A 16,776-nucleotide genomic window follows, 5' to 3' on the forward strand; every position below is an offset into this window, starting at 1 on the left:
GCGAAAACCGAACGCGTTGCCCGGAGTTCTCCGGAACACGCGTCCGCCCACGGTGGCGTACCCGATGACGGACCGCCGCGCACTGCCTCCCATCCGGACTTTCACCGTCGGTCCAGGAATCTCACCTGGTCAACCGGCCGCTGGATGCGGACGGGTCGCGGACTATAACCGCCGGTTCGGAATTACACCGACCCCGGAGTGCGCTGCTGCTGGTACCCCAACAGTCTGCCACGACTTGCGTCCGGCCAGCAGGGGGGTAGCTGTGCGGTGGCTCACAGCACACGTTCCGTGAGGGCGCGGCAGGCACCCGTACGAAAGAGACCCGGCGCACCGCCCACGGGCCTCAGGAGCCGGCCGGGGCGAAGAGCGCGTCCTGGGCCGCTTCCCGGGCGGTGAAGAGCGCGCCGCGCAGGATCGCCGTGCCGCCCAGCTCGCCCGCCCGGACCTCGGTGCGCAGCGGTGACAACAGGGCGAGCCGCTGCTCGACGAGAGCCGCGAGTCCGGTCCCCCCGGCGTGGCCCACCTCTCCGGCGAGCACCAGGCAGCCGGGGTCGAGGACCGAGACGACGGAGGCGGCGCCGAGGGCGATCCGGTGGGCGAGGGCGCCGAGGAACGCCTCGCCGCCCGCCGCTCCGGCGAGCGCGTTCCGGACGTACGCGGCGGCGGCGTACCCCTGCTCGGGGCCGGAGACCGCGCACCGCGGCTCCGCGGCCGCCACGCCCTCCGCTCCCTCGTCGGCGCGGGTCCGCGGGGGCTCCATGCCGTGGGAGGCCGCGAGGGCGCAGATGGCCTCCGAGCCCACGAGCGAGTGGAACCCGCCTTCGCAGGTGTCGGCCGAGAGGGTGCCGACCGCGCCGGGGACGGGCATGAAGCCGATCTCCCCGGCGCCGCCGGAGGCGCCCCGGCGCAGGGTGCCGTCGAGCATGAGGGCGGCGCCGACGGCGTGGCCGAGCCAGAAGAGGGAGAAGGTCGGCCGGTCGCGGGCGGCCCCGACGCGGTGTTCGGCGACCGCGGCGAGGTTGGTCTCGTTCTCCACGAGGACCTTGGCGGGCAGCCGCTTCTGGAGGGAGGTCACCAACTCCCGGTGCCAGGCGGGCAGTCCGATGGTGACCCGGAGTTCGCCGGTGGCGGGGTCGATCAGCCCCGGGGCTCCGATGCCGACGCTGTGCAAGGGGGCGTCGCCCGCCTCGCGGGCGGTGCGTTCCAGCAGGGCGACGGCCCGCTCGACGGCGGGCCCGGTGCCGGTGTCGCTGCCGATGGGCACGCTGGCCTCGGCGAGCGTCCTGCCGAGGAGGTCGGCGACGATCACGGAGACGCTGCCGGTGCGGACGTCGAGCGCCGCGAGGTGGGCGCGGTCGGCGACGATCCCGTACAACCGGGCGTTCGGGCCCCGGCGTTCGGCGCCGGCTTCGCCGACGACCTCGATGAGACCGGCTTCCTGCAGCCGTTCGACCAGGTCGGCGACGGTCGGGCGGGAGAGCCCGGTCGACGACTTGAGCTGGGTGGCCGTCAAGGGGCCGTCCTGCTGGAGGAGACGCAGGGCGAGCCGGTCGTTGATGGCCCGGGCGGTGCTCGGTGAGGCGGGCATGCCGGAATCCTTCCAGATCACCTCCGCGTCCAGGGACGCGGCCTTTTTATCAGGCAAGGTTCCTGATAGTTTACGCATCGATCCTGGGACAGGAGCACCGGCCGCTCTGCGGACGCCAATGGGGAGGGAACCTCGCGATGTCATCGGACTCGACCACCACAGCCTTCGGCACCGCGCAGGTGAGACGCGCCAGATACGCGATCGCCGCGGTCTTCACCGTGCACGGCGCGGTCTCCGGCAGCTTCGCCACCCGGATCCCCTGGATCCAGGAACACGCCGGGGCCAGCGCCGGACAACTGGGCCTCGCCCTGGCCTTCCCGGCGATCGGCGCCTCGCTGGCGATGCCGCTGGCCGGCCGGATCAGCCACCGGTTCGGCGCCCGGAACGCCCTGCGCGGACTGCTCGTCCTGTGGACGCTGGCGCTGATCCTGCCCGCGCTCGCCCCCAACCTGCTGACGCTCTGCGCGGCCCTCTTCGCCTTCGGCGCCTCGGCCGGCATGTCCGACGTGGCCATGAACGCACTGGGCGTGGAGGTGGAGAACCGCCTCGGCCGGTCGATCATGTCCGGCCTGCACGGCATGTGGAGCGCCGGCGCACTGATCGGCTCGGCGGCGGGCGCGGTCGCCGCCCACCTCGGCGCCGACGCACCCCTCCACCACACCCTGGCCGCACTGACCCTGACCGTGCTGGGCCTCATCGCCTGCCAGGGCGTACTGGACCTGCGCAGCGAGCCGGACGAGGAGCCGCCGCCACGCTTCACCCTGCCGCCCCGGTCGGCGCTGGTGATCGGCGCGATCGGCTTCTGCGCCGTCTTCGCCGAGGGCGCCAGCATGGACTGGTCGGCCATCTACCTGCGGGACGTCATCGACACGTCGGCCGGGCTCGCGGCAGCCTCCACCACGGCGTTCGCGCTGACGATGGCGGTGACGCGCATCGCCGGGGACAGGATCGTGGACCGGTTCGGAGCGGTCCGTTCGGTACGGGTCGGCGGAGCGCTCGCCACGGCGGGCGGGGCCCTGGTGGTCTTCTCCCCCGGCGGCGCGGCCGGCGTCCTGTGCGGTTTCGGGCTGATCGGGCTCGGGGTGGCGGTCGTCGTCCCGCTGGCCTTCGCGGCGGCCGCGCGCAGCGGTCCGAACCCGAGCCAGGCCATCGCGGGCGTCGCCACCATCACCTACACCTCCGGGCTGGTCGCACCGTCCGCGATCGGTTCGCTGGCGGAGGCGACCTCACTGGTCACCTCGTTCGGCCTGGTGACGGTGCTCGCCTTCGGCCTGGTGCTCGGAGCCGGGGTCCTGCGGGGCGCCGACCGCAAGGTCGCCGGCCGAGTGCCCGCGCCGGTCGGCGTGATGGCGAAGAGCCCGTCCGAGGGCTGAGCCCTTCGAGGCTGAGCCTTCGAGGCGTACGTCAGGCGAGGTGCAGGCGGGCCTCGTCGGCGCCCCGCGCGGCGGCCACCGCCGCGGCCTCCTCCTCCAGGGCCCGGCGGACCGGGGCGGCGAGCGGGGCGAACGGCGTGACGGTGATCCCGACCGCGCGTCCAACCGCCTTGGCCCGCCAGGTGCCTGCGGGCTCGGCACCGACGAGCAGCACGCCCGACCCTCCGATCGCCCGCCAGATCTCCTTGCGGCGGGCCTCGTCGGGGACGAGGAGCTCCCGGTCGCGGCCCTGGAGGAACGGGTCGCCCGGCGGCAGCAGCCGTACCGTCCCCCGGACGTCCGGCGCCTCGGCCTCCCCGGGCTCCGGGGCTGCCGACCAGGCGGTGCGCACCGCGCCGCCCGCGTCGGTCACCTCGACCTCCACCAGGCCTTCGGGCCAGACCGCCCGGACGACCGGGGTGCGCACACCGAGGTACCTCGCGACCTCGGCGGGCCCGGCCGGACCGTGCAGGTGCAGATAGGCGCGGACCAGGGCCTCGGTTCCGTGCGCGGCCTCGGGCAGCGCGAACCCCGGTTCCAGCGGCGAGAGCGTCGTACCGCCCTCGGAGGTGACCCGCACCGCGCCGAAGAGCCCGGCCTGCTGGAAGAGGAGGCCGGAGATGTGCCGCGCCCCGCAGGTGGCGCAGTCGAAGGTGAGCGAGGGGTCCACCAGCGCGCTCACCTCCGCGCTGACCACCCCTTTGGGCTTCGGCCCGGTCACCACCGACCGGAAGGCCTCGGCGGTGGTCCGGAAGGCGCGCAGCCCGAGCTTCGCGCCCTCCTTGATGACCGTCGTACGGATACGGGCCTGCGCGTCGGCGTCGTCCAGCGGCCAGAGCGCCTCGGCCAGCACCGGGAGCGCGTCCGGCCGGTGCAGGTGCGGGGCGCCCCGGAACGTCCAGACCCGCTCCAGCCCTTCGGGCGGAACTCCGCGCGCGGCGAGCGCGAGCCGCGCCGAACCGGCCGGGGTGTCCTGCACCCCGAGCACCCCCAGCTCGCCGAGGTCCGGCGTACCGGAGGAGCGGTCCAGCCCGTGGGCCACGAAGCGGTGGGCGAGGACCTGCGCCCGGTCCATCCTGACCGCGGGCGCGGGCCGCCCGGCGGTCGACGATCCGGTGTCCTTCATGGTCCGCCCCTCCTGTCGTGGTGGGCCCATCATCGCCCGCCGGGGGCCCACCCGCAGCGCTCCGCGCACATCCGTCGGGCACGATCCGTCCCGGGTGGGCTCGGCGAACCGGCCCGCGCGCCGACGGGCGTCCACCCGGGGTCAGCCCCGGTCGTACCCCGGGTTCTCCGGCTCCCGCAGGGGTGGTTCGCCGGTCATGTGGGCCGGCGCCAGGGCTCGCAGGGCGTGGTAGCCGAGGACCACGACCAGGGTCCCCAGCGCGATGCCGCTCAGCTGGAAGTTGTCGGTGAAGGTCAGGCTGACATTGCCGATCCCGATGATGACGCCGGCCGCCACCGGCACGAGGTGCAGCGGGTTGGCGAGGTCGACGCCGGAGCGGACCCAGATCTGGGCGCCCAGCAGGCCGATCATGCCGTAGAGGATGACGGTGATGCCGCCGAGGACCCCGCCGGGGATCGCCGCGACGAAGGCGCCGAACTTGGGGCAGAGCCCGAAGAGGATCGCGAACCCGGCCGCGCACCAGTAGGCGGCGGTGGAGTAGACGCGGGTGGCGGCCATCACCCCGATGTTCTCCGCGTACGTCGTGGTCGCGGGACCGCCCACGGAGGTCGCGACCATGGTGGCCGCGCCGTCCGCCATGATCGCCGTGCCGAGCTGGTCGTCCAGCGGGTCGCCGGTCATCTCGCCGACGGCCTTGACGTGCCCCGCGTTCTCCGCGATGAGGGCGATGACCACGGGCAGGGCGACGAGGATCGCCGATCCGGAGAAGCTCGGGGCGTGGAAGTCCGGCAGGCCGATCCAGCTCGCGTGGCCGACCCCGGACAGGTCGAGGCGCCAGTGGTCCACGGCCTCGGTGCCGCCCGCCGGGGAGTGGATGCGGCCGAAGATCCGGTCGAGCACCCAGGAGAGGAGGTAGCCGAAGGCCAGCCCGAGGAAGATCGCGATGCGGGACCAGAAGCCGCGCAGGACGACCAGGGCGAACCCGGTGAAGGCCATGGTGGCCAACGCGGCCCACTGGTCCTGCGGCCAGTAGGTGCCGGCGGTCACCGGGGCGAGGTTGAAGCCGATGAGCATGACGACCGCGCCGGTGACCACCGGCGGCAGCACCGTGTGGATGATCCGCGCGCCGAGTGCCCGTACCACCGCCCCGCAGAGGAAGAGCACGGCTCCGACGACCAGCAGCGCGCCGGTGAGGGTCGAGGCGTCGCCGCCCTGCGTCGCGATCACGGCGGCGACGCCGACGAACGACAGGCTGCTCCCCAGGTAGCTGGGGATACGGCCCCGCGTGACGAGCAGGAACAGGATGGTGGCGACGCCGGACGCCATGACGGCGAGGTTGGCGTCCAGGCCCATCAGGACCGGTGCGACGAAGCACGCGCCGATCATGGAGACCACGTGCTGGGCTCCGAGCCCGACGGTCCGGCCCCAGGTCAGCCGCTCGTCGGGTTTGACGACCTCCCCCGGGAGCAGATGCTTCCCGTCACCGTGCAGCTTCCAGCCGAAGCCCGCCATGATCACCCCTCAGCTCGTGTCACACCCCCGGAGAGGCACCGGCGCGGGCAGGGCCGCACGCCCTTCGCCCGCCGGAGCTCCCGGTCGGGGCAGCACGAACGCACCCCGCGGAACCATGACCGGAAAAGAACCTTTGTAGCTGAAATCAGGCCGAGTGGCCAAAACGCTCATCCTCGCGTACGGGTGATCGACCTGCGGAAACCCGCCCCTGACGGGGCGTCGGAGAAGCCGTGCCGGGCGGCTACGACGCGGGCCGCCCGCGCCCGTGGGACAGAGCGGGCGGCACGGCGATCCGTGCGGGCGGCGCTCCGCGCCATCCTTCCGGGGCACCGGGGTTCGTCCGATCCGATGAACTCCGGCCCGGTCGGCGCCAGGTCGGGAGTACGACTGGGACGCTGCTGCCATGGCGCAGTTGGAGCAGATCGCGGACACGGCCCCGCCCGGCCCGGACCCGGCCGTGGAGACGGCACCCACCAGCATCGCGGACGTGATCGAACGCATGCGCGCCCTGGGGACACTCTGCCCCGAGGGGGACGGCGTGGGGGTCTTCAACGAGGTGTACCTGGCGGTGACCGAGGCCATCGGCGGCGAGCTCGACGCGGGCGGCTTCCCCGACCGCGCGGCCACCTCGGTGCTGGACCTCCGGTTCGCCGAGCACTACCTGACCGCGATGGGCACCGCCGACCGGGGCGGCCTCGCGCCGGAGTGCTGGCGTCCGCTCCTCCAGTTCCGGCGTCACCCGGGGGTACGCCCGGTTCAGTTCGCCCTGGCGGGCATCAACGCGCACATCGGCCACGATCTCGCGCTGGCGGTGGTGGACACCTGCCGTACGCTCGGCTGCGCCCCGCCGGATCTGGAGGATGAGTTCGAGCGCGTGGGCGATCTCCTCGTCACTCTGGAGGAGCGCGTCCGCGAGGAGCTGATGCCCGGACCGGACCTGCTGGAGATCGCCGACCCGCTGACCCATCTGCTGACGTCCTGGAGCCTCCAACGGGCCCGGGACGGCGCCTGGTCGGCGGCGAAGGTGCTCTGGCGGCTGCGGGCGGTCCCGCCGCTCGCCGAGGAGTTCCGCCGGCGTACCGACGCGACGGTCGGCCTGGTGGGCCGTTTCCTGCTGACGCCCTGCGGCTGAACCTCCTCCCGCGCCGGTCTCCCACCGGTGCGGGAGACCGGTGCGGAAGACCGGTGCGGAAGACCGGTGCGGGAGACCGGTGCGGGGCTCAGTCCTCCGGCAGTTCCACCGGGGCGATCTCGTCGAAGAGGTCGCCGGGGCCCGGGTTGGCCGGGTCGGTGGAGCCGCCGAACTGGGTCATCACGCCCCAGACGGCGTTCAGCGCGGTCTGCACGGCGCCCTCCGCCCAGCCGGCGGTCCAGGAGATGTCGTCGCCGGCCAGGAAGATCCCCCGCTTGTCGGCGGGCAGCCGGTCCTGCATGAAGTGGGTGAACAGCCGCCGCTGGTAGCGGTAGTGGCCGGGCAGGTTCGCCTTGAACGCGCCCATGAAACAGGGCTCGTTCTCCCAGGAGACGGTCACCGGGTTGCCGATGACGTGCTTGCGGATGTCGACGTTCGGATAGATCTCGCCGAGCGATTTCAGCATGACGTCCATGCGCTCGTTCGGGGAGAGCGGCAGCCACTTCAGGCTGTCGTCGCACCAGGTGTACGAGAGGCAGATGACGGCCGGCTTGTCGGGCCCGTCGTCCAGCAGGTACGTGCCCCGGGTCATCCGGTCGGTCAGCGTCATCGACATGGCGTCGCGGCCGGTGGTCTCGTCCTTGTCCAGCCAGAACGGGCGGTCGACCGGGACGAACAGCTTGGACGACTCCATGTAGTGGGTGCGCTCCATCGCCGTCCAGTGGTCGATCGGGAAGAGCTCGTCGTCGCAGGCGATCTTGGAGAGCAGCAGCCAGGACTGCCCGGTGAAGACGACGGCGCGGTAGGTGCGGATGTCGCCGTCCGCGTCGGTGACCGTGACGCGGTTGCCCGCGGTGCGGTCGAGCCGGGTGACGGCGGGCCGGGGGTCGCCGCCGTGCAGGGAGGAGAGCGAGGTGCCGGGCGGCCAGTGGACCATCTTCGCCGGTTCGCGGTCCCACAGGCGCAGCGGCAGTTGCTGGCTGCCTCCGACGATCCCCCGGTGGTGGTCGTCGGCCTCGGTGTAGACGACCCGCAGGATCTCCAGGATGGAGTTGGGGAAGTCGGTGTCCCAGCCTCCGGTGCCGAAGCCGACCTGGCCGAAGATCTCGCGGTGGCGGAAGGACCTGAAGGCGTCCGAGGCGCACAGGAAGCCGTAGAAGGTCTGGTTGTCGAGCTGTTCGACGAGCCGGGCCCAGATCTCGCGGATGCGTGGCACGTCCCGTTCGCGCAGGGCCCGGTTCATGTCGGAGAAGTCGGCGCCCTCCTCCAGGCAGGTGTTCCAGGCGTCCATCACGTCGCGGTAGACCTGGGGCAGGTCGTCGATGGTGCGCGCGTAGTGCGACTCGCCCTTGAGGTCCACGACGGTCGAGGGGGTCGTCGGGGAGAGCGGGTTGGGGAACGGCCGGGTCTCCAGGCCGGCCAGGTCGATGTAGTGCTGGAGCGCGGTGGAGGACGGCGGGAACCGCATCGCGCCCATCTCGGCGGTGAGCGACGGGTCGCAGCCGTCGAAGCCCACGGTCCGCAGTCGGCCGCCGATCCGGTCGGCCTCGTAGAGGACGGGGCGCAGGCCCATCTTCATCAGCTCGTAGGCGGTGACGATGCCGGAGAGGCCGCCGCCGACGACCGCGACCTCCTGCCCGTGCTCGGTGGCGGGGATCTGGCCGAGTCCCGCGGGGTGGGCGAGGAAGTCGTCGTACGCGTACGGGAAGTCCGGGCCGAACATGGTGATCGGCGGCGCGGTGTCGGCGTGCGGGACGGCGTTGGGCACCGTGGACGTCATGGGGTACGGACTCCTGGTGGGGACGAGCTGGTGGGGACGAGCGGGCGGGACGAGGAGGCGGGAGGGGAGGGCCGTCAGGCCCGGTGGGTGAGCGGGCCGTACAGCTCCGGGCGGCGGTCGGCGAGGTACGGGTTGGCGGCGCGCGAGGCGGTGAGGAGGGCGGGGTCCACGTCGCCGGTCACGAGTTCCTCGCCGCGTCCGGCCCGGGCGCGCACCGCGCCGTCGGGGCCGGCCAGGCAGCTCAGCCCGACGAACTCGAACTCGCCTTCCGGGCCGGTTCTGTTGACGTAGGCGATGTACATCTGGCTCTCGAAGGCGCGCACCGGCACGACGGACTCCGCGACGAACTGGAAGGGGTGCATCTGCGCGGTGGGCACGAGCAGCAGATCGGTGCCCGCGAGGGCGTGCGCCCGTACGTTCTCGGGGAACTCGACGTCGTAGCAGACCAGCAATCCGACGCGGAGGCCGCCGAGTTCGGCCTGGACGACGGCCCGCTCCCCGGGGGTGAACCAGGTGTGCTCGAACGCTCCGAAGAGGTGGGTCTTGCGGTAGTGGGCGAGGGGGGTGCCGTCGGCGCCGATGAGCTGGGTGGCGTTGTGGATCACCTCGCCCGCGCGCTCCGGGTAGCCGTACAGGACGGCGATCCCGTGCCGGGCGGCGAGCGCGGCGACGGCCCGGGCGCCGGGTCCGTCGAAGGGTTCGGCCAGGCGGGGCACGGCGTCGCCGAGCGCGTAGCCGGTGAGGTACAGCTCGGAGGTCACCAGCAGCCGGGCCCCGTCGGCGGCGGCGCGCGCGGCGGCGGCGTCGAGGGCTTCGAGATTCGCCGTCACGTCTCCGGGGGTTCCGGAGCTCTGGAACAGGGCGGTACGCAACGACGGCATGGCTGACCTCGGGCGGGGCGGCGGGGGACGTATCCGAAGGTACGTTTCGCGCACACCCCCGACAAGGCGCGAGTGTTGCGCACCGACCGTCGATCCGTTGCGTCCTCAAGCCCTTCGGCGGCGATTCGTTGCGCGTGGGCGTCGCCGCAGGTCAGGAAGGTGATCCAGGTCTCAGCCGGGGGCCGGTTCGGCGTCCGCCGGCCCTCGCCCGCCGTTGGCGGCTCTCACTCGGCGGGCGGGCCGGACACGTACCGGCGGACCAGCGGGGAGAGCACCAGGACCGACTTCGTCCGCTCCACGTAGGGCTCGCTCGCGATGCGTTCGAGCACCTGCTCGAAGTGGCGCATGTCCGCCGCGAAGACCTGGACGACGGCGTCCGCCTCGCCGGTGACGGTGGAGGCGGAGGCGATCTCGGGGTAGCGGGAGAGCCCGCTCCTGATCGCCTCGGGAGAGGTGTTGCGGCTGCAGAAGATCTCGATGAACCCCTCGGTCTCCCAGCCCAGTGCGGAGGGGTCGACCCGCACGGTGAACGCGGTGATCGCCCCCTGGTCGCGGAGCCGGTCGACGCGGCGCTTGACGGCGGGCGCGGACAGGCCGACGAGGGCGCCGATGTCGGCGTAGGAGCGTCGGGCGTCTTCGGCGAGGGCGTGGACGATGCGTTCGTCGAGGTCGTTCAGGCGCACGTCGGGCGGTTCACTTCTCTGCGAGGGCTGCTGCGGGGGCGGCGGTTGCCGCCCCCGCAGTAGACCACGGGCGCCCCTGGCGTCTCTCGTCCGCCAAGACGCCCACCGCGTGGCGCGGGGATCTCGCGGAACGGTCCCGCGAGCCGGTCCCGCGAGTCTCTCCCGCGAAACCGTCAGAAGGGGAACTGCGTGCGGCCCCGCTGGATCGAGATCCACTTCTGGGTGGTGAAGGAGTCGATCGTCGATTCGCCGTTGAGGCGGCCGAGGCCCGAGTTCTTCACGCCGCCGAACGGGACGATGGGCTCGTCGTTCACGGTGCCGTCGTTGATGTGGATCATGCCGGTGTGGATGCGCTGCCCGACGCGCACCCCGCGCTCGATGTCCCCGGTGTGCACGGCGCCGCTCAGGCCGTACGGGGTGTCGTTGGCGATCCGGACGGCCTCGTCCTCGCCGTCGAAGGGCACGATCAGCGCGACCGGGCCGAAGATCTCCTGCTGGAGCACGGGCGAGTCGGCGGAGAGGCCGGTGAGCACGGACGGGCCGACCAGGTTGCCGTCCGTGGTGCCCCGCAGCAGCGCGGTGGCGCCCCCGGCGACGGTCTGCTCGACCAGCTTGGTGACGGCCTCGGCCTGCGTGGAGTTGATCAGCGGGCCGATCTGGGTGGCCGGGTCGGCCGGGTCGCCGACGGTCAGGGAGGCGACCTTGGCGACGAACTTCTCGGTGAACTCGGCTTCCACGGACCGGTCGACCAGGATGCGGTTGGCGGCCATGCAGACCTGGCCCTGGTGGACGAAGCGGCTGAAGACCGCGGCGTCGACGGCGTAGTCGAGGTCGGCGTCGTCCAGGACGATGAGCGCGCTGTTGCCGCCGAGCTCCAGGACGACCCGCTTGAGGTGCGCGGCGCCGACGGTCGCCACGTGCCGGCCGACCTTGTCCGAGCCGGTGAAGGAGATGACCTGCGGGACGGGGTGCTCCAGCAGGGCGTCGCCGATCTCGGCGATGTCGGTGACGACGACGTTCAGCAGCCCGGCGGGGAGACCCGCGTCCTCGAAGATCTTGGCGATGAGCGTGCCGCCGACGATCGGGGTGTTCTGGTGGGGCTTGAGGACGACCGCGTTGCCGAGGGCGAGTGCCGGCGCGACCGACTTCAGGGAGAGCAGGAAGGGGAAGTTGAACGGGCTGATGACACCCACCACGCCGACCGGCTCGCGGTAGACGCGGTTCTCCTTGCCCTCGACCGGGGAGGGCAGCAGCTGACCGGTGGGGCGCAGCGCGATCTGCACGGACTCGCGGAGGAACTCCTTGGCGAGGTGCAGCTCGAAGGCGGCCTTGAGGCGGGTCCCGCCGAGTTCGGCGACGATCGCGTCACCGATCTCGGGCTCGCGCTCCTCCACGATCCTCAGCGCCTTCTCCAGCACCCCGCGCCGGGTGTACGCGTTGGTCCCGGCCCACGTCCGCTGGGCGCGCTCGGCGGCGCGGTAGGCCTGGTCCACCTCTTCGGCCGTGGCGACCGGGATGGAGGCGAGCTTCTCCCCGTCGAACGGGTTGAAGTCGATGATGTCCCAGGAGCCCTTGCCGGGCCGCCACTCGCCGTCGATGTACTGGTGGGCCAGGTCAGTGAAGAAGGACATGAGATCCCTTACCGCAGAGTGGGCGGGTGACTGAACGGGACTCATATTACTTACGTCACCACGGAGTTGAAGCAACAGACCGGCCAGGGAGAGGCCTTGACCGGACAGCGCGGGAATGACCGTGCCCCCCGCGGTCGATCACCGCGGGGGGCACAGTCGTTGCTCGGGCCGGGAGCGACCGGTCGGGTCAACTCCAGCTGTCGTGGAGGGGCTTGCCCTCCGCGTATCCGGCGGCGCTCTGCACGCCCACGACCGCCTTCTCGGCGAACTCCGCCAGGGAGGCGGCACCGGCGTAGGTGCAGGACGAGCGGACGCCCGCGATGATCGAGTCGATCAGGTCTTCGACGCCGGGGCGCGACGGGTCGAGGAACATCCGCGAGGTGGAGATGCCCTCCTCGAAGAGCGCCTTGCGGGCGCGGTCGTACGCCGACTCGTCGGACGTGCGGTTCTTCACCGCGCGCGCCGAGGCCATACCGAACGACTCCTTGTAGTACCGGCCGTCGGCCGACTGCTGGAGGTCTCCGGGCGACTCGTACGTACCGGCGAACCACGAGCCGATCATCACGTTGGACGCGCCGGCCGCGAGGGCCATGGCCACGTCGCGCGGGTGGCGGACGCCGCCGTCCGCCCAGACGTGCTTGCCGTACTTCTTCGCCTCGGCGGCGCACTCCAGGACCGCGGAGAACTGCGGCCGGCCCACGCCGGTCATCATCCGCGTGGTGCACATGGCGCCGGGGCCGACACCGACCTTGATGATGTCCGCGCCCGCCTCGACGAGATCGCGCACACCCTCGGCGGCGACGATGTTGCCCGCGACGATCGGGACCCTCGGGTCCAGGGCGCGGACCGCGCGGACCGCGCTGATCATGGATTCCTGGTGGCCGTGGGCGGTGTCCACGACGAGGGTGTCCACCCCGGCGTCCAGGAGCTGCTTGGCCTTGCCCGCGACGTCTCCGTTGATGCCGACGGCGGCGGCGACGCGCAGCTTGCCCTCGGCGTCGGTGGCGGGGGTGTACAGGGTGGCGCGGAGCGCGGCCTTGCGGGTCAGGATGCCGACGAGCCGGCCCTCAGCGTCGACGGCGGGGGCGAGCTTGCGGTTGGCCGTGTCGAGCCGGTTGAAGGCCTCGCGGGGGTCGATGTCCGCGTCCAGCACGACGAGGTCCTTGGACATGACCTCGGAGAGCTGCGTGAAGCGGTCCACACCGGTCAGGTCGTGGTCGGTGACGACGCCGACCGGCTTGCCGTCCTCGTCCACCACGACACCCGCGCCGTGGGCACGCTTGGGCAGCAGCGAGAGGGCGTCCGCGACGGTCTGGCCGGGGGCCAGCACGATCGGGGTGTCGAGGACGAGGTGGCGCGTCTTGACCCAGGAGATGACCTCGGTGACGACCTCGATCGGGATGTCCTGCGGGATGACGACGAGGCCGCCGCGACGGGCGACGGTTTCGGCCATCCGACGGCCGGCGATGGCGGTCATGTTGGCCACCACCAGCGGGATGGTCGTCCCGGTGCCGTCGGGCGCGGAAAGGTCCACTCCTTGGCGCGATCCGACCGCGGAACGCCCCGGAACCATGAAGACGTCGTCGTACGTGAGGTCGTACGGGACGGACGGGGTGTCTGAGTAGCGGCCGGTGCCAGGTTCGAGAAAACGCATGACACCCATGCTTCCACGGGAATCACCGCAGGTCGCCCCGGAAAAGGCACAGCAATGACCACCGGTGCTCGTAGATTCCTCCAAGAGCCCGCGGCGGTGGTGGCCGGGAGCATACCTCGACCGGCGGAACCTACCCCGATCCGATGACGCGTACACACCACCCTCAGCCAATCGAACGCAATTCGAATACGGGGCGATCTCCCAGGCTGGACCCGGTGACGAGCGGTCAGGTAGTTTCACCATCCGCAGGTCTTGGGGGCATCCGGGACACCGATGGGAACATCCCTGGCCGCCCGTCACGCGAATGACCGGAGAGGACCCGGATCCGCCCGTGGAAAGTGAACTGCCGGACATTTACTGCCCGTTCCCCCAGCGCACGAATCCCCACGTCGGGCACACCCGAAGTCACCTCGACAGCTGGACGCGCAGCACCGGGCTGGTGCACCGCGAGTCCGCGCGCCAGCGGTTCGAACAGGCCGACTTCGCCGCGTTCGTCGGCATGGTCCATCCCACGGCGGACCCCGGTCAGCTGGACCTGGTGGCCGACTGGTTCGTCTGGCTGTTCCTCGTCGACGACCAGCTCGACGACGGCCATCTCGGCCGCGACCCCGAGCGGGTACGGGACGTCGTCGCCCGGATGCGCGCCGTGGTGGACGGCACCGCACCGGACCCGGTGCCGGGCGAGGACCTGCCCCGGGCCGTCGTGGCCCTGGCCGACCTGTGGGAACGCACGACTCCGGGCGTGGCCCCGCACTGGCGCACCCGGTTCGCCTTCCACCTGGTGGCGTATCTCACCACGGCCACGACCTGGGAGGCCGGGAACCGCGCGGACGACGTCGTCCCGTCCGAGGAGACGTACATAGCCAAGCGGCGCCACACCGGGGCGATCCACGTCTGCATGGACCTCATAGAGATCGTCGCCGGCATCGAGGCGCCCGAGTCGATCCACAACGACCCCCGGTTCATCACCGCGCTCGAAGCCTCGTGCAACGTGGTGTGCTGGGCCAACGACGTCTACTCCTACGAGAAGGAGCAGGTGCTCGGCGAGATCCACAACCTCGTCCACCTCGTCCGCCACCACCGCGGGCTCGGTGAGCAGGAGGCGCTCGACCTGGTCGCGGACCGGATCGCCACGGAGACCGAGCGGTTCCTGACGGCGGAGGACGAGCTGCTGGATCTGTACCCGCAGCTGACCGGCCTGCTCGTGCCCTACCTGGACGGCATGCGCAGCTGGATGCGCGGCAACCTCGACTGGTCCCGGCAGACGCCCCGGTACAACCCCGCCGACGTCAGCCAGTACGAGGAGCCCGGGCAGTACCTGGAGGAAACCGTGCTCGGCATCGCGGCCGACCACGCGGGCCACGTGCGCGGCTGAGGACCCGGCACCCTCTCGACGGCCAGGAGGCCGGCGACCCGTCACCCCGTACACGGCCAGGAGGCCGGCACCCCGTCGCGGGGTGCCGGCCTCCTGGCCGTGTACGGAGAATCCGTCAGCGGCCGTCCGGGTCGGCCCGCTCCAGGGCGGGCCGGATTCCGGCGGCCGACTCGGTCAGCAGGTACTCGGCGGCCGCCGTGTCCGTCACCAGGCTGGTCACCAGGCCGGAGCGGAGCACCGCGCCGATCGCCGCCGCCTTGCGCTGGCCACCCGCGATGGCGACGACCTCGGGGATGCGGCGCAGCCGGTCGGCCTCCACGGTGATGCAGCGCTCGCCCAGATCACGGCCGACCCGGCGCCCTTCGGCGTCGAAGAGGTGGGCGGACATCTCGGCCGCGACGCCGAGGGAGGCGTAGTGGGAGCGCTCGTCGTCCGACAGCATGTCGTGGACGGTGGAGATGCCCGGCTCCCAGGAGCCGATGGAGACCGCGGCGACGGTGACCTTGTCGAAGTAGTCGAAGGCGCGCGCGATCCCCGTCTGGTTGCGGAGCGCGGCCGCGGTGGCCGGGTCCGGCAGCAGCATCGGGGCGTAGATGGGGTGCGCCTCGCCACCGGAGACCTGTGCGGCCCTGCGGACCGCCTCCACCGACCCGCGTTCGGCCGTGCCCGCGTCGTACACGCCGGTCAGCTGGACCACCGTGCACGGCGGCAGCTGGTCGAGCGCCGCGGCCATGTGGATGGTGGACCGGCCCCAGGCCAGACCGAGGACATCGCCCTCGGTCACCAGCTCGCCGAGCAGATCGGCCGCGACCTCGCCCAGGTTCTCCGGGTCGGGGGCGTCGTCCTGCTCGTCCGCCGGGGACTCCACGACGACCGCGTGGCGCAGCCCGTACCGGGACCGCAGCGCGTCGGAGCGCTCCGCGTCCAGCTCGGCCGGCACCCGGATCTCGATGCGTACGAGATCACGCTCGAGGGCCGTCTCCAGGACCCGGGCCACCTTGAAGCGGCTGACGCCGAACTCCTCGGCGATCTGGATCTTGGACTTGCCCTCCAGATAGAACCGTCGAGCCATGGCCGCCGCCTGCACGAGCTCCGCGGGGCCCATCCGCATGGCTGACCGACCCGCCGAGATGCCAGACACCGCGATCTCCTCACTGCTGTTCACATGCCCGCTACGCCGTTCATCCTGTCAGATCCGGCGAACTTGATCGGCCGCGTCGGGCCGCGTTCATCTGCCCTTGGCTCAGTGGCCGCACGCCCAGGGCGCCGCGGCCGTCGCCGCCTGGGCCTTCGCCCGCAGCGCGCGCACCGCCCCGGCCGGGTCGGACGCCCCGTACACCGCCGAACCCGCGACGAAGACGTCGGCGCCCGCCTCGGCGCAGCGCTCGATGGTCTCCTCGGAGACCCCGCCGTCGATCTGCAGCCACAGGTCGAGCCCGTGCTTGGAGATCAGGTCCCGGGTGCGGCGGATCTTCGGCAGCATGATGTCGAGGAACGCCTGCCCGCCGAAGCCCGGTTCCACCGTCATGATGAGCAGCATGTCGAGCTCGGGGAGCAGGTCCTCGTACGGCTCGATGGGCGTCGCCGGCCTGAGCGCCATCGACGCCCGGGCGCCCTTGGCCCGGATCTCCCGCGCCAGCCGGACCGGGGCCGCCGCCGCCTCCACGTGGAAGGTGACGGAGCCGGCACCCGCCTCGACGTACTGAGGCGCCCAGCGGTCCGGGTTCTCGATCATGAGGTGGCAGTCGAGCGGGGTGTCGGTGGCCCGGCTCAGCGACTCCACGATGGGCACACCGAGAGTCAGGTTGGGCACGAAGTGGTTGTCCATCACGTCGACGTGGAGCCAGTCGGCGCCCTGAACCGCCTTCGCCTCATCGGCGAGGCGGGCGAAGTCGGCGGAGAGGATGCTGGGGTTGATCTGGGCCATGCCCCAAGCCTGCCATGCTCCGGACCGCTTCCCCGCCACGGGGAGCCCCAAAGCCTCACGGGCTGGTCACGGTTC

The 16,776-nt window shown here is 72.1% G+C and carries 13 protein-coding genes and 1 riboswitch; of the genes, 3 read left to right on the forward strand and 10 right to left on the reverse strand.

The genetic code is table 11. The features are described 5' to 3' along the window. Nucleotides 1-75 precede the first annotated feature (75 nt). Nucleotides 76-206, reverse strand: a riboswitch (FMN riboswitch). 137 nt (nt 207-343) lie between these two features. Then, nucleotides 344-1,588: an ROK family transcriptional regulator gene (locus OG599_RS04660; protein ID WP_327179920.1), complete on the reverse strand. Its 1,245-nt coding sequence runs from the start codon at nt 1,586-1,588 to the stop codon at nt 344-346. 137 nt (nt 1,589-1,725) lie between these two features. Here OG599_RS04660 and OG599_RS04665 point away from each other — a divergent pair, with 137 nt between their 5' ends. Next, the gene (locus tag OG599_RS04665; protein WP_327174664.1) at nt 1,726-2,961 is read left to right on the forward strand and encodes an MFS transporter; all 1,236 of its coding nucleotides are present in this window, start codon (nt 1,726-1,728) and stop codon (nt 2,959-2,961) included. A gap of 31 nt (nt 2,962-2,992) precedes the next feature. Here OG599_RS04665 and OG599_RS04670 read toward each other — a convergent pair whose 3' ends face one another. Then, nucleotides 2,993-4,126 carry a DNA glycosylase AlkZ-like family protein gene (locus OG599_RS04670; protein WP_327174665.1) on the reverse strand — a complete coding sequence of 378 codons (1,134 nt, stop codon included), beginning with the start codon at nt 4,124-4,126 and terminating at the stop codon, nt 2,993-2,995. 141 nt (nt 4,127-4,267) lie between these two features. Continuing rightward, on the reverse strand, nt 4,268-5,638 hold the full coding sequence (locus OG599_RS04675) for a uracil-xanthine permease family protein (protein ID WP_327174666.1): 1,371 nt from the start codon (nt 5,636-5,638) through the stop codon (nt 4,268-4,270). A gap of 403 nt (nt 5,639-6,041) precedes the next feature. On the opposite strand from OG599_RS04675, the gene OG599_RS04680 reads away from it, so the two are divergent. Continuing rightward, the gene (locus OG599_RS04680; protein WP_327174667.1) at nt 6,042-6,770 is read left to right on the forward strand and encodes a DUF5995 family protein; all 729 of its coding nucleotides are present in this window, start codon (nt 6,042-6,044) and stop codon (nt 6,768-6,770) included. 88 nt (nt 6,771-6,858) lie between these two features. Here the strand turns inward: OG599_RS04680 and OG599_RS04685 are convergent, their stop codons facing one another. The 5 genes from OG599_RS04685 to OG599_RS04705 form a co-directional block, all read right to left on the reverse strand. Then, nucleotides 6,859-8,550, reverse strand: a complete 1,692-nt coding sequence (locus tag OG599_RS04685; RefSeq protein WP_327174668.1) for a flavin monoamine oxidase family protein — start codon at nt 8,548-8,550, stop codon at nt 6,859-6,861. 74 nt (nt 8,551-8,624) lie between these two features. Next, nucleotides 8,625-9,431, reverse strand: coding sequence for a carbon-nitrogen hydrolase family protein (locus tag OG599_RS04690; RefSeq protein WP_327174669.1), 807 nt, complete (start codon nt 9,429-9,431; stop codon nt 8,625-8,627). Between the two features lie 224 nt (nt 9,432-9,655). Further along, nucleotides 9,656-10,114 (reverse strand): Lrp/AsnC family transcriptional regulator, encoded by a 459-nt coding sequence (locus OG599_RS04695; protein WP_327174670.1) that lies wholly within the window; start codon nt 10,112-10,114, stop codon nt 9,656-9,658. Between the two features lie 173 nt (nt 10,115-10,287). Then, nucleotides 10,288-11,745: an aldehyde dehydrogenase family protein gene (locus OG599_RS04700; RefSeq protein WP_327174671.1), complete on the reverse strand. Its 1,458-nt coding sequence runs from the start codon at nt 11,743-11,745 to the stop codon at nt 10,288-10,290. 187 nt (nt 11,746-11,932) lie between these two features. Next, a complete protein-coding gene (locus OG599_RS04705; RefSeq protein WP_327174672.1) occupies nt 11,933-13,399 on the reverse strand; it encodes a GuaB1 family IMP dehydrogenase-related protein in 1,467 nt (488 codons plus the stop codon). 331 nt (nt 13,400-13,730) lie between these two features. Here OG599_RS04705 and OG599_RS04710 point away from each other — a divergent pair, with 331 nt between their 5' ends. After that, nucleotides 13,731-14,774, forward strand: a complete 1,044-nt coding sequence (locus tag OG599_RS04710) for a terpene synthase family protein (protein ID WP_327174673.1) — start codon at nt 13,731-13,733, stop codon at nt 14,772-14,774. Between the two features lie 115 nt (nt 14,775-14,889). Here OG599_RS04710 and OG599_RS04715 read toward each other — a convergent pair whose 3' ends face one another. Both OG599_RS04715 and rpe read right to left on the reverse strand, forming a co-directional pair. Next, complete coding sequence (locus tag OG599_RS04715) at nt 14,890-15,885, reverse strand: sugar-binding transcriptional regulator (protein ID WP_327179921.1); 996 nt, start codon at nt 15,883-15,885, stop codon at nt 14,890-14,892. 132 nt (nt 15,886-16,017) lie between these two features. Further along, the gene (gene rpe, locus OG599_RS04720) at nt 16,018-16,701 is read right to left on the reverse strand and encodes a ribulose-phosphate 3-epimerase (RefSeq protein ID WP_327174674.1); all 684 of its coding nucleotides are present in this window, start codon (nt 16,699-16,701) and stop codon (nt 16,018-16,020) included. Nucleotides 16,702-16,776: the final 75 nt, after the last annotated feature.

This window comes from Streptomyces sp. NBC_01335 (assembly GCF_035953295.1).
Lineage (GTDB): Bacteria > Actinomycetota > Actinomycetes > Streptomycetales > Streptomycetaceae > Streptomyces.

Coding starts and splice junctions, on each gene's coding strand:
- OG599_RS04685 (WP_327174668.1), bottom strand. CDS start 8,550: ATGACGTCCACGGTGCCCAACGCCGTCCCGCACGCCGACACCGCGCCG.
- OG599_RS04700 (WP_327174671.1), bottom strand. CDS start 11,745: ATGTCCTTCTTCACTGACCTGGCCCACCAGTACATCGACGGCGAGTGG.
- OG599_RS04665 (WP_327174664.1), top strand. CDS start 1,726: ATGTCATCGGACTCGACCACCACAGCCTTCGGCACCGCGCAGGTGAGA.
- OG599_RS04675 (WP_327174666.1), bottom strand. CDS start 5,638: ATGGCGGGCTTCGGCTGGAAGCTGCACGGTGACGGGAAGCATCTGCTC.
- OG599_RS04670 (WP_327174665.1), bottom strand. CDS start 4,126: ATGAAGGACACCGGATCGTCGACCGCCGGGCGGCCCGCGCCCGCGGTC.
- OG599_RS04715 (WP_327179921.1), bottom strand. CDS start 15,885: ATGCGGATGGGCCCCGCGGAGCTCGTGCAGGCGGCGGCCATGGCTCGA.
- rpe (WP_327174674.1), bottom strand. CDS start 16,701: ATGGCCCAGATCAACCCCAGCATCCTCTCCGCCGACTTCGCCCGCCTC.
- OG599_RS04660 (WP_327179920.1), bottom strand. CDS start 1,588: ATGCCCGCCTCACCGAGCACCGCCCGGGCCATCAACGACCGGCTCGCC.
- OG599_RS04680 (WP_327174667.1), top strand. CDS start 6,042: ATGGCGCAGTTGGAGCAGATCGCGGACACGGCCCCGCCCGGCCCGGAC.
- OG599_RS04690 (WP_327174669.1), bottom strand. CDS start 9,431: ATGCCGTCGTTGCGTACCGCCCTGTTCCAGAGCTCCGGAACCCCCGGA.
- OG599_RS04705 (WP_327174672.1), bottom strand. CDS start 13,399: ATGCGTTTTCTCGAACCTGGCACCGGCCGCTACTCAGACACCCCGTCC.